A 25,846-nucleotide genomic window follows, 5' to 3' on the forward strand; every position below is an offset into this window, starting at 1 on the left:
TACTAGCGTTTAAACGTCAAAGTATATGTGGATGAGTTATTGGCAATGTCCGTCACGGTGAGCGTAAGGGTATGCGTACCCGGAGGGCAATGCTTATCAAAATTATAAGAAACTACGTTACTTTTTCGCGAAAAGCGCAACCATTTTCCGTCGAGCTCCGCGCGGTAGGATTTCACCCCGCTGCCGTCGCTCATACTGAACGCTATGCGCGTGGCGCTGCCGAGGTTGGCGTTCTGCTTGATGCCGCCCAGCAGCGTGATTTTCGGAGGAATGGTATCGATCACCAGCTGGAAATCCCCCAGGTCGCGCGAGCTTCCGCGATACCATCCGTCTCCCTCCGCCGTGGCCGGCGTCACGCTTTCCCCGAACCCTTTCCGCTCCAAAACCATCTTATCCTTCAAATGCGCCGGCACTGCGCGCGTGGGTTTTATCCGCAGACTGAACCCTGCGTGCAGCGGCACGAGCGCGGAATGCAAACGATAAATGTTCGAATATCCACTACCCGCCGCGATCTCCGAATACCGGAAACAAACCTCGTCGTACAGCGAGCCTTCATCCAAACTGAATTCCACCTGGTTGTTCTCGAAAATATTCATCGATTCGGGGAACATCCGGTTGGCGCAGACCGCTTCGGCCGTCTTGCCGCCGCTTTGCTGCAGCGAAATCTTCACATCGGAAGTGTTGCCGTAAGCATCCGTTACGCGGACGGTCACCGGGTGCGCCTGTCCGTCAGACAGGTCGATCACCCCGTCTTCTCCCGCCTTGTCATGGTAAATATCGAGCTGGTTGCCGGGGAGCGCGAACAGTAGTTGCACGTATGGTCCGCCACCCTTCTTCATTTTATAATCGATGTGCGCGTTGAGGTAGCGCGTTTCGTCGTACCCGATGTTATCCAGCTGGAAACCCAGGTCCAGCGCGCCATCGCGGAGCAGCATGGCTTCGTAGATGCCGTTGGGGTTGGGGGAATTGGACTGCCGGTCGAGCGCGCTCACGCCCAGGCTCACCTTGCTGGTGGGCACCTTTACGAGCGGCCGGCTGGCGGCGTATTTCCCGTCTTTTCCCTTATGGACCGGCACTACCATGGGCGTTTGCTCAAAGATGCTGCGGTTGCGGTCGTACACCACGATGCGGGAGATTTCCGGGTCGCGGGTGTCGGGGATATTGAATCCGAAGAGCATGCCGTTGAGGGGCTTTTCGGTGTGGGAATCGCGGATCTCGAAATGGAGGTGCGGGCCTGCGGAGCCACCTGTATTCCCGCTCCAGGCAACGAATTCGCCTTTCTTAACGGGGAAAAGGTCTGGCGGGATGGTAAGGTCCGCCGCCCAGCTTTCGAGCTCATATTGTTTGCGCTCCACGTATTCGTCGAGCTGCGGAAAGAATTTATTGAGGTGGGCGTATACTGTGGTGTAACCGTTGGGATGCGTGATGTAGAGCACGTTCCCGAAGCCGGTGTGCGACACGGCTACGCGGCTTACATAACCATCGGCGGCGGCGTGAACGGGGAGGTTCTCGCGCTGTTGGGTCTTGAGGTCGAGCCCGGAATGGAAGTGATTGGGACGCAGTTCGCCGAAGTTGCCGGCGAGCTCCATAGGTACGTTCAACGGATTCCTGAAATAACCTTTCGGGTAATGTTTCTCCGGCATCGACTGCGCCTGCACGAATTGCGGGAGCATGAGCAAGAGGGCGATCGATCTTTTCATCCTGCAAATGTAAGGGTTAAAGGAGAGCCTGAATACGGCAATCCATGATTGACAGCGAATTAACATTTTTTTTGCCAACAACTGTGCCCTTTTCCTTAATTTCCATTTACCAAAACCAATCTGTTTTATGAGCTATCCGATACAAGAGATCCAGGGCATAGGGCCCAACTTCGCAGGAAAACTGAAAGGCATCGGTATTGACACCGTGGAGAAGCTGCTGGAAGACGGGCAGGCCAGAAGCGGCCGTTCCCGCATCGCGGAATCCACAGGCATTCCGGAAACTTTGATCCTCACATGGGTGAACCATGCAGACCTGATGCGGCTGAATGGCGTGGGCGACCAGTTCGCAGAGCTTCTCGAAGCCGCTGGTGTAGATACGGTGAAGGAATTGCGGAACCGCAACGCAGAGAACCTCCACGCCAAGGTGACCGAACTGAACCAGCTGAAGAACCTCAGCGGCCGGGCGCCCTCGCTGTCGGAAATACAGTCGATGATCGACCAGGCGCGCGACCTGGAGCCGGCCGTCACTTACTAATGCAGTGACCAACAAAAACAGCAAGGGCGGAGATCATTCCCCGCCCTTGTTTTATTTACCGGCTTTCTCTTCCTGCTCCGATTTCCACTTTTCCAGCGCTTCCAGTTTTTTATTCTGTTCGATGAGGTAGAGCGTCAGTTCCTCTACTTTGGCGAGGAGTTTTTTATTCATTTCGCCCAGGTCTACCCCTTCTTTTTCCACTTCTTTTTCTGACGGGATGTCTTTCAGGTGGCCTTTCTCGCGGATGTGGCGTTCCACTTCCCGAAGGGTTGGCAACTGGTAATCCGGCAGGAAGACGTAGTCGGCCCATCCGGTGTTCAGCACTTTCACTTTTTTGGAAGTGATGGTGCCGTTTACGGAAAGTTCGGATTGGGGAACGAGGGTGCCGATGCCGACGAGGCCGCCATTGGTAACGTTGATAGCGCCCATTGCGGGCGCTGCCGAGCCGATACCACCAATCCGCAGGATACTTCCTCCCTCTTGTATCCAGAAACGGGAATTCGACGCGGATTGAAGGGTAATAGTAGATTTTCCGTTGATGGCGTCATACACGCTCAGTTTCCCGGCATATGTTCCAGCTGTTCCTACCCCGATCCCCACACCCGTTTCATTAATCAGCAAGCTGGTAAACGTGGATCCATTGCCTCCGGCCATGTAAGCAGGAATGTAGGATGCGCTGGTACGGTTGTATCCGATATAACAGGCTACCGTTCCGGAAACGCCGATTTCTGCTGCGGGGCCAACGCCAAAACCGGTGTACCAACCCTTGAAACGGCCGTGTCCTTCCCACTGACTGCTTCCCAGCCCGTCTATCCGGCCCACTTCCTTGTTGCCACCGTAGAAATTCAAACTGCTGTAATGCGTATTATCGGGCATTCCGAACCAGGATTCCGTGTAGCTGCCGTTTTTCTCGAGGCCGATGGCATAATCAGTTGTGGTCGAGGTTACGGACGGATGCAAGACCATTTTGGTACCGAGGGAACGCGTGGTGAAAGCCGGCGCGCCGTAGCCCGCAGCTGTATAGAAGATGTAATTGGCGGTAGTATTCATCAAGTTAATTCCCTGATGAAAATTTACTGTGCCTGAAGATCGGGATACAGAAAGGGAAAGTCCTTTATACACACCGGCATCATTGTAATTCCAAAGCATAAAATCGCTCCCGGTGTTACCCGTTCCCGACTCCGCATTGTCTAACCCGATCGCCCAGCGGCGCTTGGTGGCGTTCGCATCATAACTGCCATTGTGTAGCAATATCTGGCCGTTGTTATGGACATTCGTCAGGCTGAGACGTTTCATCGTCCCCATGCCATTGATCCAGAATTTACCGGCTTTCTCCGAAAGTTCCTGGTTTTCTATATAACTCTGCGACTTTGCGGCGAAAGGGCTTACCGTCAAAAGGAATAAAAGAAATTTCTTCATAGATATAAGTTGAGTTAACTATCCTGCGAAACTAATTCATTTCCAAAGAAAAAGGGCAGTTAGTAGCGGCCCTTTTTCCGGCATTACACTCCTTTCCGGATCTCATCGATCAGTTCCACGAACCGCCGGTCCGTACGGATCTCCGGATTCCATGCGAGCCCTATTTCACAGCGGTCGTATTCCCTGCGGATGGTAGCGCCCGGCTGCAAAGGTTCATTGGGTTCAAATTCCACGAAAAGACCCAATGCCTTCCTGAGAAAGTTCGATATTGACAGGTGACGGGTTTAAGAAAGTCGGCTGAATAGCAACCTACACGAATTAGAGAAATTTCATATATTTAATCGAGAATGAATGCCGCAGAAACTATATTCTACACCGGTTTGGGGGCAGGTGGATTTGAAAATTTATAAGCCGGGGGCGGCGGGATTAGTGGTTAACTATTTTTTTTACGCTAATTTAGTCACCGCAAAAACGACGCATGTCAATCAACGTAACGGCGCTGCTGAAGCAGTATGGGGAGCAAAAAGCGGTGGACGGTATATCGTTCAGCCTGCAGAAAGGCGAGATCGTGGGGTTCCTCGGGCCTAACGGGGCCGGTAAATCCACCACCATGAAGATCATCACCGGTTACCTGCCGCCTACCGGCGGTTCGGCATCGGTGTGCGGGTTCGACGTGGCCAAAGCTCCCCTGGAAGTCCGCCGCCGCGTAGGTTACCTCCCCGAAGCCAACCCCCTGTATCCGGACATGTACATCCGCGAGTTCCTGGAATTCGCCGCGGGTATGCACGGGCTGGGCAAGGGCGCCTCCGCGCGGATCGACGAAATGATCCTTCGCACGGGCCTCACACCGGAGCGCCACAAGAAGATCGGCATGTTATCAAAAGGTTATAAACAGCGCGTGGGCCTGGCCCAGGCCCTGCTGCACGACCCGGAGGTCCTCATCCTGGACGAGCCCACTTCCGGCCTCGACCCCAACCAGCTGGCAGACATCCGCCGGCTCATCCGGGAACTGGGGGAGAACAAGACGGTCATGCTTTCCACCCACATCATGCAGGAAGTGGAAGCCCTGTGCAGCCGCGCCATCATCATTAATAAAGGTCATATCATCGCAGACGGGGCCATCAGCTCCCTCCGCCAGGGCGCCTCCGGATTCATCCAGGTGGCCTTCGCCGAGGAAACCGCCCCCGCAGATCTGGAAGCCCTCCCGGGCGTCCAAAAGGTAACCCCGGCAGAAGGGAACGCATGGCGGCTATACACCGCAGACCCCGAAACCGTGCGGAAAAACCTGCTGCAATTCGCTTTGATAAATAACCGGAACATCCTTTCTTTGCAGAGCAATTCGCTGTCGCTCGAAGACGTGTTCAGGGAACTGACAAACTAGTGGTAAAGAAAAGGTCACTTTTTCCAGCATTTAAACAATAAAAATTTTACCCATGAGTATCATTTCAGAGATCCATGCCAGACAGATTTTAGACAGCCGCGGTAACCCCACGGTGGAAGTAGACGTAACCACGGAAGACGGTCACCTCGGCCGCGCCGCCGTGCCCTCCGGCGCATCTACCGGGAAACACGAAGCCGTTGAACTGCGGGATGGCGACAAGGGAGCGTACATGGGCAAAGGTGTTCTCAAAGCGGTAAAAAACGTCAATGAAGTGATCGCTGACGAACTGATCGGCTGGGATATCTCCGACCAGGCCGGCATCGACAAACTCCTCATCGAGCTCGACGGCACCGAAAATAAAGCCAAACTGGGCGCCAACGCCACCCTGGCCGTTTCCATGGCCGTGGCAAAAGCCGCAGCAGAAGCTTACGGCCTCCCCCTCTTCCGCTACCTCGGCGGCGTAAACGGCACCACCCTGCCGCTGCCCCTCATGAATATCATCAACGGCGGCGTTCACGCCGATAACAAGATCGACTTCCAGGAGTTCATGATCATCCCCGTTGGTGCAGACACCTTCTCCGACGGCCTCCGTTGGGGCGTGGAAGTGTTCCACCACCTCAAATCCGTACTGAAAAAGAAAGGATACAGCACTAACGTTGGCGACGAAGGCGGTTTCGCCCCCGAAATCCAGTCGAACGAAGAAGCCATCGAAACCGTGCTCCAGGCCATCGAAGCCGCTGGCTACAAACCCGGCTCCCAGATCGCCATCGCGCTCGACGCCGCTTCCAGCGAAATGTACAACGAGGCAGACAACACCTACAAATTCTACAAATCCTCCCAGAAAATCATCTCCTCCGACGAAATGGTAGCCTTCTGGGCAGAATGGTGCAAAAAATACCCCATCGTTTCCATCGAAGACGGCATGGCCGAAGACGACTGGAACGGCTGGAAAAAACAGACCCAGGCCATCGGTGCCAACGTACAGCTGGTGGGCGACGATCTGTTCGTGACCAACGTAAAACGCCTGAAACAGGGTATCGACCAGGATATCGCCAACTCCATCCTGATCAAAGTGAACCAGATCGGTACCATCACCGAAACCATCAACGCCGTATCCATGGCGCAGAAAGCTGGTTACACCTCCATCATGAGCCACCGTTCCGGCGAAACGGAAGACACCACCATCGCCGACCTGGCTGTGGCCCTGAACTGCGGTCAGATCAAAACCGGTTCCGCTTCCCGCACAGACCGTATGGCCAAATACAACCAGCTCCTGCGCATCGAGGAACTGCTGGACAGCAGCGCCATTTATCCGAAAAATTCCATTAAATTTGGTAAGAAATAATTTTTCTTCCCACTGCGTTTAATTAGTGGTCAAATACAAATCTTTCCGGGCACTGCACGTCAGTGCCCGGATTTTATAAAACAGTGTGATTATGGAAGAGACGAAGCAGCAATCAAAATTCAGGATCCCCGCATGGGCCCGCAACAAATACATCATCAGCTGTATCCTGTTCGGCGCATGGCTCCTCTTCCTCGACCGTAACAACATCCTTTACCAGTTCCAGCTCTACCGCGAAGTCAACCAGCTGGAAAATCAGAAAGACTTCTATCTCAAAGAGATCGAACAGGACCGTCAAAATCACCAGGACCTCTTTTCCAGCCCCGTAAAACTCGAAAAGTTCGCACGGGAGCAATACATGATGAAAAAAGACGATGAAGACGTGTTCATCATTCCCACCCCTCCCAACCCCAAGCGTTAACCGCCTGACTATCACACCCCTTCGTTTGTTAAAAACTTGCTAAATTCAAAAAAAAGGCATAGTTTAACAATACCGTCTAGCCATTCTCCGTTATAAATCTGTCGTCTGAAAGTTTCGTGACCTGATGATTGTTTAATCCATTTAACAACTAGCAAACCATCAAACGCATGAGTAATTCTACCCTGCCTTTTTCCGCCCGCCAAGGCGAATTAACCGATCCTTCTCAAAAAACCCTGCACATGCAAGAGCAAGAAATGAAGCGTGAGGAACAACAACTGCATCTGCAAACCATCCAGGCATTGGACAGTATTCAATACAGTCCCCGCCCCGCCACGATGGTGGCCATCTTCGATTACGCCCACGAAGCTGCCAAAGAGCGTTAGTTTTTAGTATTTTGCGTGCATGACGAAGAAAGAACGATTTCAGTACGTAATCGATTATTTTGAACATCACGCGCCCGACGCTGAAACTGAGCTGCTGTACGACAACCCGTACCAACTCCTCGTTGCCGTTATCCTGTCTGCCCAATGTACGGACAAGCGGGTCAACATGACCACACCCGCCATCTTCCAGCAGTACCCGGACATTCCGCATCTCGCACAGGCTACGTTCGACGATCTTTTCCCCCTCATCCGGAGCATCAGCTATCCCAATAACAAGACCAAACACCTCATCGGCATGGCCAATATGGTGATGGACGATTTCAACGGCGAAATCCCGTCTACCGTGCCCGAGCTCGTAAAACTCCCCGGGGTAGGCCGCAAAACCGCCAACGTGATCACCAGCGTCATCTACCAGCAGCCCAACATGGCCGTAGACACCCACGTGTTCCGCGTGTCCGCCCGCCTCGGCCTCACCACCAACGCCAAAACCCCGCTCCAGACCGAACAACAGCTCCTCAAATACATCCCCGAAGATATAGTGCACATCGCCCACCACTGGCTCATCCTCCACGGCCGGTACATCTGCATCGCCCGAAACCCCAAATGCGGGGAGTGCGGTTTGCGGAAAGTGTGCAAATATTATCAACAACTGATGAAATCCTAAAAAATAGGAATACCAGGAGTTCTGTTTTTCACTATATTGGAGAAATTAAAAAAATTTAAAAATTCCACACGGTGAAATCCAGCAAGTCCCTTCAACTATCATTCATGATGTTCCTCCAGTATTTTATCTGGGGAGCATGGTACGTTTCCATGAACAGTTACATGGCTACCCAACTTCATTCTTCCGGCCAGCAGATCAGTTACGCCTATATGGCGCTGGCCATCGCCACCATGATCTCTCCCGTTTTCGTGGGGATGGTGGCCGATAAATATTTTTCCGCTCAAAAGATCATGGGCGTGTTGCACCTCGTGGGCGCCGGCACGCTGCTCCTGGCCACCACCACCACGAACAACACCGTTTTCATTGGCATCGTGCTGTTTTACTCCTTATTATATATGCCGACCATTGCACTGAGCAACTCGGTGGCGTTCACGCAGATGCAGGACCCTACGAAGCAGTTCCCCTTCATCCGTATGTTCGGCACCGTAGGCTGGATCCTTTCCGGTATCCTCATCAGCAACCTGGAAGTGGAGAAAACGCATTTCATATTCATCATCGCCGCCGCCGCATCCACGCTACTGGGGCTTTACAGCTTCACGCTGCCCAATACGCCGCCACCCGCGAAAGATACGGCCATGACGGCCTCGCGGGCACTGGGGGCCGATGCGCTCGTGTTGTTGAAAGACCGGTCGTACACCGTGTTCTTCATCGCCGCGGTGCTTATCTGCATCCCGCTGAGCTTCTATTACGGCTTCGCCAATCTCTTCCTCAATGAAGCCGGCATGGAAAATGCGGCCGGGAAAATGATTTACGGACAGATTTCCGAAGGAGTGTTCATCCTCGCCATTCCCCTGCTGCTGAACCGCATCGGCGTGAAGAAAATGCTGATCCTGGGCATGGGCGCATGGATCATCCGGTATATCTTCTTCGCATATGGCGACAGTGGCGCCAACCTCTGGATGCTCTACACCGGCATCATCCTGCATGGCATTTGTTACGATTTCTTCTTCGTGACCGGGTATCTTTATACCGAAAAGAAAGCAGGGGAGAAAATCAAGTCCGCCGCACAGGGGCTCTTCACTTTCGCCACTTACGGCCTCGGCATGGTGATCGGGACGCTCTTTTCGGGCATGGTGGCCGATTACTACGCCGATAACGGCGTGCGCAACTGGTCCAGCATCTGGATGGTGCCCGTATACATCGCAGCCATGGTACTGCTGTATTTCATTTTGGCGTTCCGCGACAGAAAAACAAACTGATATAAACGTATAAATCCAAGAAAACTATGGCGAAAATTGCAATGCTGGGGTCCGGGTTCATCGGACGGTTCTATGCAGATTCTTTACAGGGACAACGGAGCCGCGACAAGATCGTGAGCATCTATTCCCGCAGGGAAGAAAGCGCGAAGAAGTTCGCGGAAGACTATAATTGCGATCACTGGACCACCAACATGGAAGAGGCGATCAACCATCCGGATGTGGACATGGTCTGCATCTCGCTTCCCAACAATCTCCACGAAGCCGCTGTACTGGCCTGCTGCAAGGCCAAGAAGGCCGTGATGTGCACCAAGCCCCTGGGCCGCAATGCCGAGGAAGCACAACGTATGATGGAAGCCGTGGAGAAAGCCGGCATCTTCAACGGTTACCTGGAAGACCTCGTGTATACGCCCAAATTCCTCAAAGCCCTCCAGTCCGTTAAAGCCGGCGCACTCGGAAAAATCCTCTGGGCCAAATCCCGCGAGACGCACCCTGGCCCCCACTCCGACTGGTTCTGGGATAAGGAACAGGCAGGCGGCGGTTGTATGCTCGACCTCGGTTGCCACTGCGTGGAAATCGCACGGAGCTTCATCGGCAAAGACATCAAGCCCGTGGAAGTGATGTGCTGGGCAGACACCCAGGTGAAACCCATCGACGCCGAAGACCATGCCATCGGCCTGGTGAAATACGAAAATGGCGCCATCGGCCAGTTCGAAGTGAGCTGGACCTTCCGCGGCGGCCTCGACCTCCGCGACGAGGTCATGGGCTCCGAGGGAACCATCTGGCTCAACAGCTTCCTCCGCACCGGGTTCGACATGTTCACCACCGGCAAGGGCGCCGATTACGTGGCCGAAAAAGCCGAAAGCAACTCCGGATGGCTCTTCCCCGTGGGCGATGAGCTGAACGAGCTTGGCTACAACCACATGTTTGCCGATATGTTCAACGCCGTGGAAGCCGGAAAAGCCCCGCAGGAAACGTTTTACGACGGGTACGTGGTAAACGCCATCCTCGATGCAGCCTACCGCTCCGCCGCTTCCAAGCAATGGGAACCGGTGAAACTGCCCGTTTGGCGCGGACAGGAAGGCGTACAGAAAGAAAAAGCGCTGACCAGCTACAACGATCAATTCTACCTCATCAAGGAAGAAATGACGCACTTCGGCAGCCAGAAACTCATCCTGAAAGACAAAAAAACCGGCGAGATCATCGAAAAGGTGCTCTGATCCTGCCGTCTGAAGATAGAAAAAGCCGTCCCGGAAAAATGCCGGGGCGGCTTTTTAGTATCGGAATCCCGCTTACGCGGCAGTATGTACGGATTGGCACGAAACGTCCGCAGCTACTACGACAGGCGCAGTACGAACCGCGCTTTCCCCAGCGCATGGTTCACTTCCACTTCGGTGCATTTCCCTTTATCGTAATGATAGACGTTGCGCTTGCCTTCGGGCAGCTGCAGTTCGTAGTTATGGTTGCCGAGGTGGCGGAGGATGAGCTCCTTGCCCAGGGTTTCACTGAAAACGGTATGCACGGCTGCCGGCTCGGAGAAGTAAAGGTCGCCCACGCAATAGAGAATTCCATCGGACGCGAGGTGCCGCGTTTCGCCCTTATGCACGATCACATAGTTTTTCCCGTTCCTTTTGACGGAGGTCAGCCGTTCGCCGCCTTTCCGCACTGCGAGCGATTCATGTAGCACATGCTGGCGGTATGCTGTGGTGATATCCACCTCCATCCGCGCCATGAGCTTGGATTGTACCCGGCTTTGCATGGTGATCGTACGCCCGTCGGGCGTTTGCTGCAGCTTCACGGTTACGGTTCCGATGGGATTGTTGCCGAGGTAGATGTCGTACACATAGGAATGGGGGTTCTGGAACGCGGTGGTCAGGAAAAAGACCGGCGCCAGCAAGATCGATGCAATTCGGTTAAATGGGCGGCTCAGGTTCATGGCGGAAAGGGTTAAGTAAAACAATATACGAAAAAGGCGGTTACCGCATTTCGCAGCAACCGCCCTTTTTTATTGTGTGTTCGATCGTTTTACAGTAATTCCCGGATTTTTTCCACCAGTTCGCCTTTGGTGATGGGAACGCCCATGATCTTGTTGTAACCTTTGGCGGGGATGAGGAATTGTTCGCGGATGATCTTGATGAGCTGACCGTTGTTGATCTCCGGGATCAGCACATGGTCGTAGCTGTGCAGGATTTCTTCCAGGTTGCGGGGGAAAGGGCGCAGGTAGCGGATGTGGGCATGCGCCACTTCGTGCCCTTCGGCCAGCAGTTCGATCACCGCGCTCTTGATGGCGCCGAAGGTAGAACCCCAGCCCAGTACGAGCACTTTACCTTTTTCAGGCCCTACTTCGATATCCTGTAACGGAATATGATCAGCGATCTTGTCCACTTTCTCCTGGCGGATCTTCACCATCAGCTGGTGGTTTTCCGGATCGTAGCTCACGTTGCCCGTAATATTCTGTTTCTCCAGGCCGCCGATGCGGTGCTCGAGGCCGGGGGTGCCTGGCACGGCCCAGGGGCGGACCAGGTCCTCGTTACGCTGATAGGGCAGGAAGGTTTCTTCGTCTTCCGCAAGGCCTTTCTTGAAATTCACTTCGATTTTCGGCAGATCGGCCTGTTTCGGGAAGCGCCAGGGCTCAGCGCCGTTGGCGATGTAACCGTCGCTGAGGAGGATCACCGGGGTCATGTGCTGGACAGACAGTTTAAACGCTTCGAACGCCATATTGAAGCAGTCCGAAGGCGTTGCGGCGGCTACCACAGGCATGGGGCATTCGCCGTTACGGCCGTAGTACGCCTGCAGGAGGTCCGACTGTTCTGTTTTGGTGGGCAAACCGGTAGACGGCCCGCCGCGCTGGATGTCGATGATCAGCAGCGGGATTTCCAGCATCACGGCCAGGCCCATGGCTTCGCCCTTGAGCGCCACGCCGGGGCCGGAAGTGGTGGTGATGCCCATGTGCCCGCCGTAAGACGCGCCGATGGCCGAGGCGATGCCGGCGATCTCGTCTTCCGCCTGGAAGGTACGGATGCCGAAGTTTTTATACTTGCTCAGCTCGTGCAGGATGTCTGACGCGGGCGTGATCGGGTAGGTTCCGAGGAAAATGGGGAGGCCGGACTGCTGTCCTGCCGCTACGAGGCCGTAAGACAGTGCCGTATTCCCGGTGATGCTGCGGTAGGTGCCGGGCTCCATCCGGGCTTTTTCCACCTTGAACCGCGAGGCGAAGGCTTCCACGGTTTCGGCGAAGTTGTAACCGGCCTGGAGCACTTTCAGGTTACTGTCGAGGATATCGGGCTTCTTGCCGAACTTGTCGGTCAGGAAGTTGACCGTGCTTTCCATATCGCGGTCGTAAAGCCAATAGAGGAACCCGAGCACGAACATGTTTTTGGCGCGGTCTTTTTCCTTCATGCCGAGGGGGCTTTCCTTGAGGGCTTCCCGCGTCATCTTGGTTACGTCCATGGTATGGAGCTGGTAGTTGGCGAGGGAGCCGTCTTCGATGGGATTTACGCCGTCGGGGTAATTGGCCAGGCGGAGGTTTTTGGCATCGAAGCCGTCGGTATTGGCGATGATGATGCCGCCTTTCTTCAGGCCTTTCAGGTTGGCTTTGAGCGCCGCGGCGTTCATGGCTACGAGTACATCGCAGGCATCGCCGGGGGTGAAGATGCGGTTAGACGAGAAATGCAGCTGGAAGCCGCTCACGCCGGGAAGCGTGCCCTGGGGCGCGCGGATCTCCGCGGGGAAATCGGGGAAAGTGCTCAGATCGTTGCCGATTAGCGCCGTGTTATTCGAGAATTGCGTACCCGTCAACTGCATGCCGTCGCCACTGTCGCCCGCAAATTTTATCACTACATCCTCTATCTGTTGAATCGTTCTATCGGACATTTGATGTTTGCTTTATGATGATATATATAATGGACAAATATGTTAGCCTGCGGCCGGACCAGGGGTCGGTTTCACAGGCTGCTACAAAAATCCCGTAAAATTACTGAATCAGCCGCATTTCCGGCGACCTTTTCCCGCCTCAAAAGTATACAAAACCAGTAGACTTTTCTCATAACTAAATGGAATGCCCCATTACAGAAGCGCTTACTGTTGTTTTTCCGGCAAGGTATTTGATATTTTTTGCCCCGTGAGAAATTGGCGGGTAACAGCAGTTTCGTGTCGTTTGAAACCCTTCACAGGAAGGGATATTGCCTAACTAACGTCAACGGCACTACGTAAATAAGTAGTATTCAGGATCGCCGCAAACCCAGTGTGTTAAAGGATTTATAAAGATTTGTTAAAGCAGTGAATTTTGATCAGGTGGCATGGTAATTGTAAAAAAACCAATAGTGATCAATATTTCAGCACTAATAAGTTTGTTTATTGAAAACGTTTACTTGAACCATTCTTTATTATTAAACCTTAAAAATTGTATGCTATGAAAAAAGCAAAAATGAGTTTGTTAGCAGTTGCGGCCGTTGCTTTCGGCGCTTTCGCCTTCAAAGGAATCGCAGGCGGTACCATTTCCGGTAAAGTAGTTCCCGCAGACGGTGCAACCGAAGCCTGGGCTGTTTCCGGTACTGATACCCTGAAAGCAGCCATTGCCGACGGCGCCTTCTCTTTCGCAGAAGCCAAAGCCGGCACTTACACCGTAGTTGTTGACGCCAAGGAACCCTTTAAAGACGCTACCATCACCGACGTGAAAGTAGAGGACGGTAAAGCTACCGACCTTGGCGAAATCAAACTGGCACAATAAGTAAATAGTTGGTTTTCATAGGGGTTAATCAAGCCGGTCCGCCTTGCAGAGGCGGCCGGCTTATTTTTTTCCCGCCCTTTTGGGGGTAGCACCTCCTTTCGCCGTCATTATTACATCCGCCTCCATTGCGGAATACCCCTTTAAAAAAGACAGTAATGAAAATGACGGCTAAAAAAGAATCAGTTATCGCCCTTGGCGGCCTCGGCGCCGGGCTCCTCCTTTGCCTTCTGGCCATCTTCGGGCTCATCCTCACCGGCTGCAGCCACGAAAACGTCTTCGGCTCCGGCCGCATGATCACCGAAGAACGGGCGGTCAGCCCCTTCAATGAAGTCACCATCGACGGGTCTATGGACATCGTCATCGAGCAGGGGCCCAATGTTCCCCTGGTGGTGGAAGCGGAAGACAACGTCATGCGCTACGTGGAAACCTACGTTAGCGGCACCACGCTCCGCATCAAAATGCGCAACGGCCTCAATCTCAGGAAACACAAACAGATCCGGGTACAGATCCAGAGCGAAGATTACCGCCGGGTCGTATTCTCCGGATCGGGCAGCATCACCGCGCCGGATACCATTCATACCACCCAGTTCACCGCCGAGCTGAACGGCAGTGGCGACGGCCAACTGAAAGTGGACGCCAACGAAGTGCGCTTCTACCTCAATGGCTCCGGCAACATCCGGGCCACCGGCAAAGCCCGCGAATATTTCGCAGACATCAGCGGCAGCGGCAACATCCAGGCGCAGGACGTAAAATCCGTCAATGCAGACGTGCGCATCAGCGGCTCCGGCAACCAGTCCATTTCCGTGACAGACAACCTGAAAGCCAGAATAGCCGGGAGCGGGAACATCCGTTACTGGGGCAACCCCGCCGTGAACGTCAACATCACCGGGTCCGGAAAAGTCATCAAACAATAGCACCACCGAAAGGACACAATGAATACAAGCGCTGTACTGTCATCCACCATTCGTCCAGACCGGCGATTTACGAAAGCTCAAACCGGTTATTTTTGCAATATGTCAGAAAACGACCGGTTATTGCAACTACTTCGGGAAGATGAGCACCAGTTCATGAAAGCCCTCTTCCAGGCCTACTTTGCGCTCGTGTGCAAGTCGATCTACCGGCTTGTGCCCGACATGGCCACCGCGGAAGACCTGGCGCAGGAGGTTTTCATCAAGGTCTGGAACCGGCGCGGGCAGCTGGAGGAAGTCTACTTCAAGGCTTACCTGCATCGCGCGGCGGTAAACATGGCGCTGGACCATATAGACAAGCACAAGCGCCGGGGCGGCCCTCCCCAGGAAATCGGGCCGGCGGCGGAAGAACAGCAGGCCACCGCACCGGTGGTCCACCTCGCAGAAACGCAGACCCGCATCCGGCAGGCGGTAGACGCGTTGCCGGAAAAATGCCGGGAGGTTTTTGTCTTGAGCCGGTATGAGGAAATGAGTTACAAGGAAATCGCGAGCACCATGCAGATTTCCGTCAAAACAGTTGAAAACCAAATGATCACGGCGCTCAAAAAATTGCGCCATTCGCTCAGGGAATATTTGGAATGACGATGCTTCCCTACACCGACCACACCATTGTCATGAAGTATTTCCAATCAGAAAAAAACTAGCATGTTGAGCAACGAACATATGGATACACTGATCGCCCGGGATATCGAGGGTACGATCTCCGGGGCCGAAAAGCAGGAGCTGGCCGGCTGGCTGCGGGAAGACCCCTCCAACCAGGCCTACTACGACGCGCTGAAAGATACCTGGCACCTGGCGGCCGACGCCTGGAACGAAATGCCCGAGCCCGATACCGCCGCCAACTGGGAACGATTTTCCCAAAAGATCGAAACCCAGGCGCCCGCGCCCCTGAAAGTAGCCCACCGCGGCCGCAGCAAATGGCTCGCCGCCGCCGGCGTGGCCGCCATCATCGCCACGGGGATCACGATCTTCTTCAACCGTTCCGATAAAAACGTGACCCTCGCGGCCACCACCGAAAAACAACTTTTCACCCTGCCCGATGGCAGTAAGGTATATCTCAACCGCCATTCCACCCTGCAATACAACGAACGATTCGCGCAAAACAACCGCGACATCACGCTCCAGGGCGAAGCTTTCTTCGACGTGGCGCCCAATGAAGCGCACCCGTTCATCGTGCACGCCGGCGCCTCGCAGACGGAAGTGCTCGGCACTTCGTTCGGCATCAAAGCATACGGAGAAGAGCCGGTACGGCTCAATGTGGTTACCGGGAAAGTCGCTTTCTCCAACGCCACCCGCAAATCAGGCGCCCTCGTGCTCACTGCGGGCCATGCCGCTACTGTTCAGGCAGATAAAGATCCCAGGGCGGAAACCGCCACCGATCCCAATTTCACTTCCTGGAAAGACGACCGCCTCGTGTTCCAGCACGTTCCGCTGCGCGCCACCTTCGAAGCCATGGAAGACTATTTCGGGATCACGATCAAGGTAGACGACCCCTCGCTGGCCAACCTCGATTATATGGGAACGTTTGACCAGCCGGATGTAGACAGTATGTTCAAAGTGATCGCCGCATCTACCAACGTGAAAATCGTGGAAGAAAGCAAAGGCGTCTATTCCGTTCGTAAATAACCTTGCCATAAGGCTAATAAGCACCACTTAAAACAACGACATCCGGGCCCGCGGGCCCGGATTTTTTATGCCCCGAAACTACCGTTCTACCAACCTTCGCCGATAAAAACAGGAGGTTTAAACAAAATTCCGCGGGGCTTGTTGAATTATTATCTCGATTATCTGAATTATTTTAATTTTGATATCTAATTACTTTTTATTGAAGCACTATTTAATACTATTTTAACCCCATAAATGAATGAGTCAATTCGAGAAAAACATCAATATATCAAAAAACACGATTTCCCGGGAAATGGGAGACGCTTTCGTTATCCTGAACGTTCATAGTGAACGGTTCTATGAGTTGAATGATGTCGGGAAGCGATTTTGGGAGTTGATATCGTCTCACCACCAATTCGACGAAGCTTTGAGCATCCTGCAAAATGAATACGACGTCTACCCGGACCAGTTGCGGGAAGATTTGTGGCGGCTCGTTGAACAACTTGAGAATGCGGAATTAATCTATTGTAGCTAATGGGTCCCCAACCAGATGTAAGCATCGTCTACAGGTCGATGAGAGCGCAAGAACGCCTGTTGCTTCAAGCCCACGCCATCACCATATTAACGGAGACCAGTCTCCGCTTCACCGGATTGCGGACTACGCAAAAGCTATTAACCCGTTTTATGAAAAACGTGCCTCCGCCAGCTCCGGAAGCAACGATCGTGCTGCTCGATACTTATTCATCCATCTTCAACCGGATGAAAACGGCAGCTTCCCGGAAGGGGCGATGCCTCTCACAATCGCTGGCGATGCGCTTCATGCTGGGCAGGAAAGGTATTTCTACTGACTTGAGGATCGGCATCTGCCAGGAGCACGGGAAAATGGAAGCGCACGCCTGGCTGGAAAAGGATGGCAAACCGGTTAACGATCATCCATCCATGATCGAAGGATATATGACATTACCGCTAGAAAAAGTGAACGTTAATACCAGACTGTTTGCATGAGCGGATTCATTGGCATATTGTCTCCGGCGATCCAAGCCACCGATCTCTCGCTGCTCGACCGGGCCGCCGCCGTTATCGCATCCTGCTGTACCGGAAACCAGGATACCTGGAACGGGCCGCGGGCCGCGTTTCGGTCAGGGAGCTTCCATACCGGGAGTAGCCCGGCATCAGCCCACCTTCCGGTCATCATCGATAACGACCTCCGTATCCTGGGAGACATCCGGCTGGATAATCGCCTCCGCCTGGTCAAAGAATTGAGCCATTCCTCCGGAACGATCAGCAGCTCCACGCCCGACGCCCTCCTTGTTCTGCAAGCTTACAAACTTTATGGAGAAGATTGTCTGCAGCATATCTCGGGAGATTTCGCGTTTGCCATTTACGACGGCCTTCGCGATGAGCTGTTTTGCGCCCGAGATCACTTCGGGGTCATTCCTTTTTACTTTGCACATACCGGCAACAGGTTCTTTTTCACCAATTTCTACCGCGCGTTGCAGGTAGACCGGGAACTGATGGCGGAACTGGACGATGTTGTGCTGGATGATTTCCTCCTGAACGGAATCAACCGGCACTTCGACAAAACGGTTTATATCAAAGTAAAGAAACTTCCTCCCGCCCACAGGTTGAAGTTCCGTAACGGCACACTTCAAATCAGCCGCTATTGGGAACCGCCGACCGAAGTGGCGCCCATCCGGTATAAAAAAGACATTACTTACGCCGATCACTTTTACCAACTGTTCGAAAATGCCGTTGCCGACCGCATATCCGGTAACCGGCTGGCGTGTTCACTCAGCGGCGGGATGGATAGTTCCGCCATTGCTGCAACCGCCAAGAGTGTCCAGGACGCTCGGTTTGGCAACGATCACGAGTTGGTGGCATACAACATCGGATATCGGCACCTGGTCAATGAAAATGAAGGTTATTTCGCGGATTTAACAGCCAGGCATCTCCAGGTATCTATCCGGCATTACATAGCGGAAGATTACATCCATCATATTACGGAGCCGGCCGCTGGCTGGATGCCGGAACCCGTTGCCATTCCGGAGGCAACGGCGGAGTCACATATCCTGGCAGACGCAGCGTCGTTTTCCGGCATATTCCTGACCGGATTCGGCGGCGATCCGCTGTTTGCCTATGAGCCGCTGTCGAGGCAAAGGCTTTCCCGGCAGGGCCACCGTATGCAGGCAGTGGCAGATGACTGGATGTATTGCAAAACAGCAGGTAATCTGTTGCCCCTCGCATTGAAAGCATGGCAAAGGGTTCGGGGAAAACGACCATCCACCGGCATGGCGATGCCTGACTGGTACGATACTGCCAGCTTTGCGGGAAGCGCGCGCCCGGCCGCCATCAACCCGGACGGCACATCCTTCGGCTCTAACTTTTCCATGGCCAGAAATCCATACTGGGCATGGCTTTTCGAGTGCTCACATCCGGGCTTTACAGGAAAGCCGCTCCAGGTACGACATCCGTTCTTTTCACTGGATTTGTTGCAGTTCGCATTGGCACTTCCTGCGCATTTGTTGCATAGAAAAGCATTGCTGCGCATGGCCATGATCCCCCGGTTACCGGAAGCCATCGTCACAAGGCCGAAAACGCCGTTGTACGGAAATCCGTACGCCAAATTCCTGGGATCCCGCGAAGTGCGCGAAGTGCTCGAAAAAAGAATTAGCGAAGCCGGCGATTTCCTGCGCGGGAAAATCGATGTAAGGCTGTTACTCGCCTCACTGATCGGTCCGTGCCAACACCCAGCAGCTTACGCAAGTGTGATACATATTCTCCAAATAATCTCTTGGAAAAAAAATACCGTTGAAGCTGACCTATTTCATTCACCAAATAAAAACAGTTATGGACTACAATGAAACACCCCCACAAGAAAGAAAGTCTTATCAAACCCCGGAATTGAAGGAACTCGGGAAAATCGGAGAAATCACGAATTCGAATCCCGCCGGTGTCGGTGCGATTGACGGAGGAGCCCAACCCGGCTATGTTTCTTAAATGGCGCCTGTATCTTGAGCACTACCGTTACATTCCGGCGCCTCGATTTTGAGGAGTTCGTCGAACTGAAGGCGAAGATCGCATTCCATGCCATCAGGCTTTCGCCTTCCATTTCCGCATTCGGCGAAAACATTTACACAGGAAGCATTTCCGGCAATGGAAAATGCTTCCTGTTCGAATATCATGAAGCGCAAATCCCGGCTGCGAGCTTCATCATATTACAGGCAGGCAGGCTGGTATTTTACCATCATGCATCCACGGTATCCCCCGTTTCCATCCAATCTCTCATCCGCGGAAACATTACCAAATTCTGCCTCCAGGAACAGGGCCGCTTTTGCCTGCATGCGGCGGCGATGTGCGTAGGCGACGGCACCGTGTTGTTCGTGGGCAGGAAAGGTGCGGGAAAGTCTACCCTGGCCGCATTTTTCCACACCAGGGGCCATGCGGTATGGTGCGACGATTATGCAGTACTGCAACAACAGGATGGAACATTTTACGCCGAGAGGGGTGAAACGGCATTAAAGATCAACCCAGACACCGCCGACAGCCTGAATATTACAGCAGCGCAGCGCCGGCCTGTTTTCGAGCTGCCGGAAAACTGGCCTCGTTCCATACCTTCCGACGGCCTTACCCGCAAAACATATTTTTCCCTGCAACCTGCAGCCAGCCATGCTTTGCCAAGACCGGTCACTGCGATATTTTTCATAGGGCCAAGAAGCCCCGATCCCCCCAATCCGGTAATCCCCATCGGGAAAACTGCCGCCCTCGCCGTTTTAATGGATGAAATGCTCCTGCCCGGGCTCAATTCCCGGAATTACATGGAGCTGTATTTCAAGTCGGCCGCAGACCTTGTAGACAACGTTCCCTGCTACGGCCTGGAAGCGCCAGACGATGTTTCCCGTATTCACGAAGCCTATCATTCCATGCTGGAAAAAATAAGCCGGTCAACTCCATGAACCATCCAGAAGCATATTCCCTGCTCCAATCCACGGGCGCATTTTTCGATACTTTACCGTCTTGCCTCGTTTCACCAGCGCGTTTACCGCTACTGAAAGCCGCCGCAGACGCCTTCCCGCCCATCATCCGGTTCGCGCTCGAATGCCGGTTGCACGACTGCGACCAGGTCGATCTTCAACTTTGCATCAAGAAGGATCAAGACGACCTCCCTGCCATCTGCAACTGGTTCCGGTACCGGCTCGCCGGACGACCGGAACTGCCGGCGCTGCTGTGTTTCCTGGAAACCTGGGCAGATCCTTCTTCTAGCTGTCATCTCAATATCGCTGAAGTATTCCTGGAGCTGGATGTGTTACCCGGCGGTATCCGGACCCCGCTACTCTTCTTCGAACTCCAACAGGATATGGACAGCTATCGAACGAAGGCACTCTGCGATTCGGTCATAAAAGGAACGCTGGGCAGCCAGCAGCCTTTCATTCCCCTCCTTAACAAAATCGTGGACGCCTGTCCCGGCCAGGCGCATGTGGGGTACCTGGGGATTCAGTTTTCGAGGGACGTGGAGGCTTTGCGAGTGAACATCAAAAAACTCCGCCTGCAAGAAGTAATACCTTTCCTACAAAAAATCGGGTACAGGTGGTGTGATCCACAGCTCGAACAACTCGTCACATTTCTGTTCGGAAATGCAGACCGCGTTACAGTCTGCATGGATGTAGGGGCAGACCTTTTCCCCAGGCTCGGATTTGAATGCTTCTGGAATGAACCGCCCGATAAAACGATGTGCTGGCAATACTTCGTAGATAATCTGCCCGCACCCGGCCTGGCGATCGCCGAAAAAACCGCGGCTGTTCTGAATTGGGACCAGGAAATATTCCCCGGGCAAGTCCAGGATTGGCCAGAACAGCTATGGATCGCGTCTTTACAGCAACCCGAAACCAGTTTCACTTATATCCGGCAATGGATCTCGCATTTGAAGGTTAGCTACCAGCCGGGGAAAGACCTGGAACTGAAGGCATACCTTGGCTATGAAAGCTCCTGGAAAATAATCCATCCCTGTCCACCACCCGAAATCGTCTCCCTGAAAACAGGAAAAGTGGATCTGCCCGACGTCCGGAATGCCATTGATAAAGGGATCAGTTACCTGCTATCATCACAGCAGCAATCCGGATGGTGGAAAGATTTTCTCCTGGAGCCCGGCGCTGCCGACGAGTGGGTGACTGCTTATGTAGGTTGCCATCTCGCCAGGCTGGAACGGCAAGAAACCCTCGCCCCGCTACGCCATGCGTGGAAAATTCTACAAACCCGTTACAGGGAAGGAGCAGGATGGGGCTTCAACGCCGCCGCGCCGGCCGATGCCGATAGTACTGTCTGGGCCTGGCATTTTGCGCAGGCCGCCGGTTTTTCTGCGCAATTCCCTGCACCCGGCCTTTCCCTGATGGATGATTACACGAACGAAAACGGCGGCGTCGTCACCTATTCCCTAAACGGCCCCATCGGCCGGAATAGCCGGGAGCAAGGCGCTTCGCCCTTTAATGGCTGGCAGATACCGCACTGCTGCGTAACCGCTGCCTATGCCCTCTCCGGAAATCCTGCTGCCACAGGTTTTTTGCTATCGCAACAAAACAATGCCGGTTATTGGTACGGATACTGGTGGAAAGGCCCCGAATACGCCACGGCACTCGCCACGGAAGCATTGTTCCTGCAAAATGCGGAAACAAATGAAGCCGCCATTGGGAAAGCCGTCCATTGGGCGATGGAAAACTCGGCAACAGCTCTGGCGGCGGGCAATCCCAACTGTTTCAAAATTGCGCTGTATCTCAAAATATTGTTGTGCGCACGGCATAACCCGCATCAAATACGGGCCGCCGAATTGGTGAACCATCTCCTGGAAACCCAGCGGTCACAGGGATCCTGGCCTCCCTCTGCCGAATTGAGAAGTCCCGATACAAATGATGTTACGCATGAAACCAATGAAAAAGTGCGGGTCGTCAAAGATGACTCAGGGATTTTTTCTACCGCTACCATCCTGGATGCGCTTCACAAATTTGTGGTGGCTACTACTACTTCCAGAACTCCCTGAAATGAATCTGTAGATTTTTTTGACTACGAGAAACGGGATCGTCCAGGCAGGGCCATTCGACAGTGCTATATCCTGCAAGTTCGGTACAAACAGCTGAAGCCCCCCGCGGAGGTTTGTTCTGATCCTCGCCCGCAACGCCACTTTAGCGTTTGCATGCGCGATCTTGTTCATTAAAACAGACCGATTCCTGTTTCCCGTTTTCGCGAACAGCCGGTAATGGGTGGCCGGAACTCCCGCAACCGGAACGCTCAGCCCGATGATCTCCTGCATCGCATTAATTCCCGACCACAAGTGTGGTGCAAAACCATGGGCGGCATACTGGGCCTGAATTTCTGCCCAATCCATTTCCCCGGGAGCTGCCTGGGCAATGCAAGCCAAATCCACCAGGTATTTAAATTTCAACAATGATTCCCGTACGAGGTGGTGCACGGATACACACAAGAAGTCATAGGTCGGCGGCAGCTCAGCCAACAAAGTTCCATCATCAGCCACATAGCGTTGCAGATGCGAAGCAAAATATGCATGCCCTTGAAATTTACCCCAAAAATCTTCTACCAGTTTCCATTTTAGTTCAACGTTGCAACTGATGCCCCACCGGTTTTCAGGAGACCGGAACGCCAGTTCGCGCATAAACCGCAGCACGAATCCCAACTGGTGTTCCTTTATCTCATAATACAGCCGGTAACCGTTGTCCAGCAGGAGTTTCATCAGCAACCGGAAGTCCTTTTTATCGATGAGCAGGTCAACATCCGCACCTTCCCGGAAATCTGAAGATCTGTAATACTTCTGCGCCAGCGTTCTTCCTTTATGGGGAATCGCCCTTATCCCTGCCTGTTCGCAGAGCTGTAGCACCTCTTGCAACACTTCGGTTTGTCGGTCGCTGAACATCGTCCAGCCAAGGAAATCCTTCTTCAACGTGTCGTAAATGAGCGGGTCGATGGGGATGTTTGTATGGTTGATGGTGTTAAAAATGAAGTTCCTGATTTGGTTGACCGCAATGAGCTGATACCATGCCTGCCAGTCGATGGGGTTAGTAGCAGCGAAGTGGCGGACGGTTTGATCGTCCTGCGTGCCAAAATACATCCGTGTTATCAGGATGATCAGCACCTGTTCGTTTGTGAATCTGTTTTTCAGTTCGCTTATCGCTAACATTTTCAGCGGTTTATCTGGCTGAGGTTGCGGGAAAATTGCAGCCATCGGATGTCCCAATCTACCTGGAATGCTTTTTTAAAATCGGCTGTAGTGGCGGGGAGGTTTTGTTGATTGGAGTGTTGAACGAGGTCTTCCAATGTTGTGATGTTCGCCGGGCGACCGGCTGGCCGGTTGCGGAGGTCTTGAATCAGTTGTAATGCGTTTTGAACAGACATGGGATACGTTTTATGGAAAAGATGGCTGTACGAGTAATTTACAATTTCCGGGGGAGATAAGTTTACATTCCGGGGATGATTTTAGGGGATGACGGGGGTATTATGGAAGAAGTGTTTGATAATTACTGTTCGTTACGCTTTCGATAACCATAGTAAACGGGCACAATCTTGCAGGGGCGAATGCTAACTCCATTTCGTTACGCGCATGAAATCTAAGAGAATTCGGGGGTAACCGGGCAGGGGATTTCCGATAAACAGAAAGCCGCATACATCCTGGGATGCACGCGGCTTAAGCCTGTTATTGACGGGGGTCGCTGAAAGATCAGGCGCCGCCGAGTTTGCATTTCTGGAGCACTTCCCAGGATTTGCCGTTGTGGCGGAGGAAGTACAGGTTGTTTACTTTGAAGGAAGCCGTGTATTCCTTGTTTTCGTACTCGGGCCAGGCTTTTTCGAAAGTAGCGTCGTCGAGGTCTTTGAAGGCCACGGTAACGTGGGGAGTGAAACCGGTGCGGGCGAGCATGGTACTGAAGCCGAATTCCTTCCGGAGGAAGTTGATCAGCTGGCGGTGCATGGCGCTCATGGTTTCGGATTTCTCCACGTTGATGAAGAGGACGCGGTTTTGTTTGTTGGGGAATGTGCCGAAGCCGTTGAGGCCTACTTCGAAGGGCGCCTGTGTTTTGGCGAACTCGGTGAGTTCTTCGCAGAAGGCCCTTTCGAGGCTCGGGTCGGCCGTGAAGGGCACCTGCAGGGTAATGTGCGGGAGCACTTTCAGTGCGTACATCGGGCCGTATTGTTCGGCGAATTCCTGTTTTATCTTGATGATCTCCTTACCAACTTCTGCAGTGGGGAGGAGTGCGATGAAGTAAATTTTATTGTCCGGTTTGGGGGGACGCTGACCACCTCTGAAGCCGCCCTGGGGCCTGCCTCCGCCGCCTTGCGGGCGACCGCCGCCATATCCGCCGCCGCCACCGCGGTTGAAACCACCGCCACCGCCGCCGCGATCGTATCCGCCGCCGCCACCGCGGTTGAAGCCACCGCCTCCGCCGCCGCGATCATATCCGCCGCCGCCGCCACGGTTGAAGCCGCCGCCGCGGTCGTATCCACCACCACGGTCGTAGCCACCGCCGCCGCCGCCACGGTCGTATCCGCCGCCACGGTTGCCGCCATAGCCGCCACCGCCACGGTCGTATCCGCCGCCGCTTCCGCCGCGGTCATAGCCGCCGCCACGGTTGCCGCCGCCGTATCCGCCGCCCCCTTCGGGACGGTCACGGTTAAAATCGCGGTCTCCACGGTTGAAATCACGGTCGCGGTATCCGCCACCGCCTTCGTTGCGCGGGGTGTAACCACCACCTTCGCGGTTATAGGCACCTTCGCGGTTGAAATTAGCGCCGTCGTTGCTGCGGGGGGTGTAACCACCTTCGCTACGCGGGCGATAGCCGCCTTCAGAACGTGTGTTGTTAAAAGGACGTTCCTCGTCTTTGCCAAATTCGGGTTTCTTGGAATAACCGCCCTCCTGGTCTTGGTTGGGTTCTTGCGGATCTCTGCTGTAGCCAGGAGAATACTTTCGGGGGCGTTCGTTTCTCTCAAAATTCATCTTACTTGATTAAAGCGTGTTTGAAGCAAATTTTTCAATGATTTCATGAAAATGAAATTCACCTACTTGTTAAAACTAAAAATGATTAAAATTTTATTATTCATCCGCCGGCGCGTAACCTGCATAACGTCAGGATGTTTGATAATGTTCAATTTATACCGGCTTCCGTTTAAACCTAAAAATCAATTTTTTCAACTTTTTTTAATGGAATCGCAAAGATAATTTAGTGCCGCATAGCGAAACAACTTTTCGCGGAAATTTTCTAATTAATCCTCACATCCAACTCGACAGGAATTCTAAAAGGTAGTTCTGGCAAATGGTTAACTGGACATCTCATCCAAACCGCGCTTATAGGGCTACCGATATAAGACCTGGTAAATTCATTTTTGCCTTGAGATACACCTGCATCAAATTCATGAGTAAGTTTTTCAATTCTTATTCATAGCACCAGGAT

Annotated in this window: 26 protein-coding genes; 18 read left to right on the forward strand and 8 right to left on the reverse strand. The window is 53.4% G+C overall.

The window, feature by feature from the left end:
• Positions 1–2 precede the first annotated feature (2 nt).
• On the reverse strand, positions 3–1,700 hold the full coding sequence (locus EJ361_RS10590) for a peptidoglycan DD-metalloendopeptidase family protein (protein WP_164714171.1): 1,698 nt from the start codon (positions 1,698–1,700) through the stop codon (positions 3–5).
• A 127-nt stretch (positions 1,701–1,827) separates the two neighbouring features.
• Between EJ361_RS10590 and EJ361_RS10595 the strand changes: the two genes are divergently transcribed.
• Complete coding sequence (locus EJ361_RS10595) at positions 1,828–2,235, forward strand: DUF4332 domain-containing protein (RefSeq protein ID WP_126245599.1); 408 nt, start codon at positions 1,828–1,830, stop codon at positions 2,233–2,235.
• A 51-nt stretch (positions 2,236–2,286) separates the two neighbouring features.
• Here EJ361_RS10595 and EJ361_RS10600 read toward each other — a convergent pair whose 3' ends face one another.
• Positions 2,287–3,654: a hypothetical protein gene (locus tag EJ361_RS10600; protein ID WP_126245600.1), complete on the reverse strand. Its 1,368-nt coding sequence runs from the start codon at positions 3,652–3,654 to the stop codon at positions 2,287–2,289.
• A gap of 83 nt (positions 3,655–3,737) precedes the next feature.
• Positions 3,738–3,887, reverse strand: coding sequence for a hypothetical protein (locus EJ361_RS25590; RefSeq protein WP_164714172.1), 150 nt, complete (start codon positions 3,885–3,887; stop codon positions 3,738–3,740).
• 245 nt (positions 3,888–4,132) lie between these two features.
• Between EJ361_RS25590 and gldA the strand changes: the two genes are divergently transcribed.
• The 7 genes from gldA (at position 4,133) to EJ361_RS10630 (ending at position 10,321) form a co-directional block, all read left to right on the forward strand.
• Positions 4,133–5,035 (forward strand): gliding motility-associated ABC transporter ATP-binding subunit GldA, encoded by a 903-nt coding sequence (gene gldA / locus EJ361_RS10605; RefSeq protein WP_126245601.1) that lies wholly within the window; start codon positions 4,133–4,135, stop codon positions 5,033–5,035.
• Positions 5,036–5,087: 52 nt separating this feature from the next.
• Positions 5,088–6,380 (forward strand): phosphopyruvate hydratase, encoded by a 1,293-nt coding sequence (eno, locus tag EJ361_RS10610; RefSeq protein WP_126245602.1) that lies wholly within the window; start codon positions 5,088–5,090, stop codon positions 6,378–6,380.
• Between the two features lie 91 nt (positions 6,381–6,471).
• Positions 6,472–6,798 carry an FtsB family cell division protein gene (locus EJ361_RS10615; RefSeq protein ID WP_126245603.1) on the forward strand — a complete coding sequence of 109 codons (327 nt, stop codon included), beginning with the start codon at positions 6,472–6,474 and terminating at the stop codon, positions 6,796–6,798.
• A 239-nt stretch (positions 6,799–7,037) separates the two neighbouring features.
• Positions 7,038–7,181: a hypothetical protein gene (locus tag EJ361_RS25595; protein WP_164714173.1), complete on the forward strand. Its 144-nt coding sequence runs from the start codon at positions 7,038–7,040 to the stop codon at positions 7,179–7,181.
• Positions 7,182–7,200: 19 nt separating this feature from the next.
• Positions 7,201–7,845 carry an endonuclease III gene (nth, locus tag EJ361_RS10620; RefSeq protein ID WP_126245604.1) on the forward strand — a complete coding sequence of 215 codons (645 nt, stop codon included), beginning with the start codon at positions 7,201–7,203 and terminating at the stop codon, positions 7,843–7,845.
• Positions 7,846–7,916: 71 nt separating this feature from the next.
• Positions 7,917–9,104: a nucleoside permease gene (locus tag EJ361_RS10625; protein ID WP_126245605.1), complete on the forward strand. Its 1,188-nt coding sequence runs from the start codon at positions 7,917–7,919 to the stop codon at positions 9,102–9,104.
• 26 nt (positions 9,105–9,130) lie between these two features.
• Positions 9,131–10,321 (forward strand): Gfo/Idh/MocA family protein, encoded by a 1,191-nt coding sequence (locus EJ361_RS10630; protein WP_126245606.1) that lies wholly within the window; start codon positions 9,131–9,133, stop codon positions 10,319–10,321.
• 116 nt (positions 10,322–10,437) lie between these two features.
• Here EJ361_RS10630 and EJ361_RS10635 read toward each other — a convergent pair whose 3' ends face one another.
• Together EJ361_RS10635 and EJ361_RS10640 are read right to left on the reverse strand one after the other, a co-directional pair.
• Complete coding sequence (locus EJ361_RS10635; RefSeq protein ID WP_126245607.1) at positions 10,438–11,037, reverse strand: DUF6134 family protein; 600 nt, start codon at positions 11,035–11,037, stop codon at positions 10,438–10,440.
• A gap of 89 nt (positions 11,038–11,126) precedes the next feature.
• Entirely contained in the window at positions 11,127–12,974 is a 1,848-nt protein-coding gene (locus EJ361_RS10640) for a 2-oxoacid:acceptor oxidoreductase subunit alpha (protein ID WP_126245608.1), read from the reverse strand.
• 538 nt (positions 12,975–13,512) lie between these two features.
• On the opposite strand from EJ361_RS10640, the gene EJ361_RS10645 reads away from it, so the two are divergent.
• From EJ361_RS10645 to EJ361_RS10685, 10 genes are all read left to right on the forward strand, one after another.
• A complete protein-coding gene (locus EJ361_RS10645) occupies positions 13,513–13,830 on the forward strand; it encodes a carboxypeptidase-like regulatory domain-containing protein (protein ID WP_126245609.1) in 318 nt (105 codons plus the stop codon).
• Positions 13,831–13,985: 155 nt separating this feature from the next.
• On the forward strand, positions 13,986–14,744 hold the full coding sequence (locus EJ361_RS10650; RefSeq protein ID WP_126245610.1) for a head GIN domain-containing protein: 759 nt from the start codon (positions 13,986–13,988) through the stop codon (positions 14,742–14,744).
• A gap of 99 nt (positions 14,745–14,843) precedes the next feature.
• Complete coding sequence (locus tag EJ361_RS10655; RefSeq protein WP_164714174.1) at positions 14,844–15,380, forward strand: RNA polymerase sigma factor; 537 nt, start codon at positions 14,844–14,846, stop codon at positions 15,378–15,380.
• 63 nt (positions 15,381–15,443) lie between these two features.
• Positions 15,444–16,424, forward strand: a complete 981-nt coding sequence (locus tag EJ361_RS10660; RefSeq protein WP_126245612.1) for a FecR family protein — start codon at positions 15,444–15,446, stop codon at positions 16,422–16,424.
• Positions 16,425–16,662: 238 nt separating this feature from the next.
• A complete protein-coding gene (locus EJ361_RS10665) occupies positions 16,663–16,938 on the forward strand; it encodes a PqqD family protein (RefSeq protein WP_126245613.1) in 276 nt (91 codons plus the stop codon).
• 38 nt (positions 16,939–16,976) lie between these two features.
• Entirely contained in the window at positions 16,977–17,408 is a 432-nt protein-coding gene (locus tag EJ361_RS10670) for a lasso peptide biosynthesis B2 protein (protein WP_164714175.1), read from the forward strand.
• On the forward strand, positions 17,405–19,264 hold the full coding sequence (locus EJ361_RS10675) for an asparagine synthetase B family protein (RefSeq protein WP_126245615.1): 1,860 nt from the start codon (positions 17,405–17,407) through the stop codon (positions 19,262–19,264). The genes EJ361_RS10670 and EJ361_RS10675 overlap by 4 nt, the downstream gene beginning before the upstream one ends.
• On the forward strand, positions 19,251–19,400 hold the full coding sequence (locus EJ361_RS25600) for a hypothetical protein (protein ID WP_164714176.1): 150 nt from the start codon (positions 19,251–19,253) through the stop codon (positions 19,398–19,400). Before EJ361_RS10675 ends, EJ361_RS25600 begins: the two co-directional genes overlap by 14 nt.
• 14 nt (positions 19,401–19,414) lie before the next feature.
• Positions 19,415–20,356 (forward strand): hypothetical protein, encoded by a 942-nt coding sequence (locus EJ361_RS10680; protein ID WP_126245616.1) that lies wholly within the window; start codon positions 19,415–19,417, stop codon positions 20,354–20,356.
• Positions 20,353–22,431: a prenyltransferase/squalene oxidase repeat-containing protein gene (locus EJ361_RS10685; protein ID WP_126245617.1), complete on the forward strand. Its 2,079-nt coding sequence runs from the start codon at positions 20,353–20,355 to the stop codon at positions 22,429–22,431. The genes EJ361_RS10680 and EJ361_RS10685 overlap by 4 nt, the downstream gene beginning before the upstream one ends.
• On the opposite strand, the gene EJ361_RS10690 is transcribed toward EJ361_RS10685, so the two are convergent.
• From EJ361_RS10690 to EJ361_RS25875, 3 genes are all read right to left on the reverse strand, one after another.
• Positions 22,351–23,628, reverse strand: coding sequence for a nucleotidyltransferase family protein (locus EJ361_RS10690; protein ID WP_126245618.1), 1,278 nt, complete (start codon positions 23,626–23,628; stop codon positions 22,351–22,353). The genes EJ361_RS10685 and EJ361_RS10690 overlap by 81 nt on opposite strands.
• Positions 23,586–23,798, reverse strand: a complete 213-nt coding sequence (locus EJ361_RS10695; RefSeq protein WP_126245619.1) for a hypothetical protein — start codon at positions 23,796–23,798, stop codon at positions 23,586–23,588. The genes EJ361_RS10690 and EJ361_RS10695 overlap by 43 nt, the downstream gene beginning before the upstream one ends.
• A gap of 322 nt (positions 23,799–24,120) precedes the next feature.
• A complete protein-coding gene (locus tag EJ361_RS25875) occupies positions 24,121–25,392 on the reverse strand; it encodes a 2'-5' RNA ligase family protein (RefSeq protein WP_240646601.1) in 1,272 nt (423 codons plus the stop codon).
• Positions 25,393–25,846: the final 454 nt, after the last annotated feature.

Origin of the sequence: Chitinophaga rhizosphaerae (assembly GCF_003958645.1) — a bacterium.
Lineage (GTDB): Bacteria > Bacteroidota > Bacteroidia > Chitinophagales > Chitinophagaceae > Chitinophaga > Chitinophaga rhizosphaerae.

Excerpts from the sequence above, each read along its gene's own strand:
- EJ361_RS10590 (WP_164714171.1), bottom strand. The coding sequence starts at position 1,700 with ATGAAAAGATCGATCGCCCTCTTGCTCATGCTCCCGCAATTCGTGCAG.
- EJ361_RS10595 (WP_126245599.1), top strand. The coding sequence starts at position 1,828 with ATGAGCTATCCGATACAAGAGATCCAGGGCATAGGGCCCAACTTCGCA.
- EJ361_RS10600 (WP_126245600.1), bottom strand. The coding sequence starts at position 3,654 with ATGAAGAAATTTCTTTTATTCCTTTTGACGGTAAGCCCTTTCGCCGCA.
- gldA (WP_126245601.1), top strand. The coding sequence starts at position 4,133 with ATGTCAATCAACGTAACGGCGCTGCTGAAGCAGTATGGGGAGCAAAAA.
- eno (WP_126245602.1), top strand. The coding sequence starts at position 5,088 with ATGAGTATCATTTCAGAGATCCATGCCAGACAGATTTTAGACAGCCGC.
- EJ361_RS10615 (WP_126245603.1), top strand. The coding sequence starts at position 6,472 with ATGGAAGAGACGAAGCAGCAATCAAAATTCAGGATCCCCGCATGGGCC.
- EJ361_RS25595 (WP_164714173.1), top strand. The coding sequence starts at position 7,038 with ATGCAAGAGCAAGAAATGAAGCGTGAGGAACAACAACTGCATCTGCAA.
- nth (WP_126245604.1), top strand. The coding sequence starts at position 7,201 with ATGACGAAGAAAGAACGATTTCAGTACGTAATCGATTATTTTGAACAT.
- EJ361_RS10630 (WP_126245606.1), top strand. The coding sequence starts at position 9,131 with ATGGCGAAAATTGCAATGCTGGGGTCCGGGTTCATCGGACGGTTCTAT.
- EJ361_RS10635 (WP_126245607.1), bottom strand. The coding sequence starts at position 11,037 with ATGAACCTGAGCCGCCCATTTAACCGAATTGCATCGATCTTGCTGGCG.
- EJ361_RS10640 (WP_126245608.1), bottom strand. The coding sequence starts at position 12,974 with ATGTCCGATAGAACGATTCAACAGATAGAGGATGTAGTGATAAAATTT.
- EJ361_RS10645 (WP_126245609.1), top strand. The coding sequence starts at position 13,513 with ATGAAAAAAGCAAAAATGAGTTTGTTAGCAGTTGCGGCCGTTGCTTTC.
- EJ361_RS10650 (WP_126245610.1), top strand. The coding sequence starts at position 13,986 with ATGAAAATGACGGCTAAAAAAGAATCAGTTATCGCCCTTGGCGGCCTC.
- EJ361_RS10655 (WP_164714174.1), top strand. The coding sequence starts at position 14,844 with ATGTCAGAAAACGACCGGTTATTGCAACTACTTCGGGAAGATGAGCAC.
- EJ361_RS10660 (WP_126245612.1), top strand. The coding sequence starts at position 15,444 with ATGTTGAGCAACGAACATATGGATACACTGATCGCCCGGGATATCGAG.
- EJ361_RS10665 (WP_126245613.1), top strand. The coding sequence starts at position 16,663 with ATGAGTCAATTCGAGAAAAACATCAATATATCAAAAAACACGATTTCC.
- EJ361_RS10670 (WP_164714175.1), top strand. The coding sequence starts at position 16,977 with ATGAGAGCGCAAGAACGCCTGTTGCTTCAAGCCCACGCCATCACCATA.
- EJ361_RS10675 (WP_126245615.1), top strand. The coding sequence starts at position 17,405 with ATGAGCGGATTCATTGGCATATTGTCTCCGGCGATCCAAGCCACCGAT.
- EJ361_RS25600 (WP_164714176.1), top strand. The coding sequence starts at position 19,251 with ATGGACTACAATGAAACACCCCCACAAGAAAGAAAGTCTTATCAAACC.
- EJ361_RS10685 (WP_126245617.1), top strand. The coding sequence starts at position 20,353 with ATGAACCATCCAGAAGCATATTCCCTGCTCCAATCCACGGGCGCATTT.
- EJ361_RS10690 (WP_126245618.1), bottom strand. The coding sequence starts at position 23,628 with ATGGCTGCAATTTTCCCGCAACCTCAGCCAGATAAACCGCTGAAAATG.
- EJ361_RS10695 (WP_126245619.1), bottom strand. The coding sequence starts at position 23,798 with ATGTCTGTTCAAAACGCATTACAACTGATTCAAGACCTCCGCAACCGG.
- EJ361_RS25875 (WP_240646601.1), bottom strand. The coding sequence starts at position 25,392 with ATGAATTTTGAGAGAAACGAACGCCCCCGAAAGTATTCTCCTGGCTAC.